The following is a 1,080-nucleotide window of genomic DNA, read 5'->3' on the forward strand; positions in this document are numbered from 1 at the left end:
ACTGCGAATCCCTTCAAGATCATGATGAATGTGGGTAACCCGGACCGTGCATTTGGCTTTGCTGGCTTACCCCACGCAGGGGTTGGTCTTGCTAGGCTGGAGTTCATCATTAACCGTATGATCGGTGTTCACCCTAAAGCGCTGTTGGATTACGACACGCTGCCCGCTGATCTTCAGCAGGTCATCGATTTGCGTACTGCCGGTTACGATGACCCTGTTAGTTTCTATGTTGATAAGCTGGTCGAAGGCATCTCGACTCTGGCCGCTGCTTTCCATCCTCAGCGAGTGATCGTAAGGCTATCTGATTTTAAATCCAATGAGTACGAAAACCTGATTGGTGGCAAGCTTTATGAGCCTGGTGAAGAGAATCCAATGCTTGGCTTTAGAGGGGCCTCGCGCTATATCTCGGATGCCTTTAGACCCTGTTTCGAGCTTGAGTGCCGAGCGCTGAAGCGGGTTCGTGACGAAATGGGCTTTGATAACGTTGAAATCATGGTGCCCTTTGTTCGTACAACCGATGAGGCGCGTGAGGTCGTAGAATTGCTAGCGGCTAATGGCTTGCCACGGGGCGGCGAGTCTAATCCTGATGGCTTAAAAGTTATCATGATGTGTGAGTTGCCTGCTAACGCACTGCTGGCTGATGAATTCCTCGAGTACTTTGATGGTTTCTCGATTGGTTCTAACGATTTGACTCAGCTGACGCTGGGCCTGGATCGTGACTCAGGCATCGTTGCACACCTGTTTGACGAACGAAATCCTGCAGTGAAAAAGCTACTAGCAATGGCCATCAAAGCCTGCAAAGCGCAAGGTAAGTATGTCGGCATTTGTGGCCAAGGCCCTTCTGATCATCCAGATTTGGCTAAGTGGCTGATGGAGCAGGGGATAGATTCTGTCTCATTAAACCCAGATGCGGTGCTTGAAACTTGGTTTATGCTGGCGGGTGAAACCATCGAATAATACCGTCAGCGCGCAGCACTGATTTGCAACTTCGCCCGGCCATTGCGCCGGGCGATTGAGGCTTATAAAGAGGCCTTAGCTATTGGCGTAGCCAGTTGCGCAGCTTTACAAGCATTAGCCCGC

1 protein-coding gene is annotated in these 1,080 nt (G+C 50.8%); it reads left to right on the forward strand.

Features of this window, described 5'->3' with window-relative positions:
* Positions 1-957, forward strand: a 957-nt coding sequence (locus tag AC0UA9_RS17185; RefSeq protein ID WP_475661930.1) for a putative PEP-binding protein, incomplete at its 5' end; no start/stop codon positions are given.
* Between the last annotated feature and the right edge of the window lie 123 nt (positions 958-1,080).

The organism is Colwellia sp. F1 (assembly GCF_056238625.1).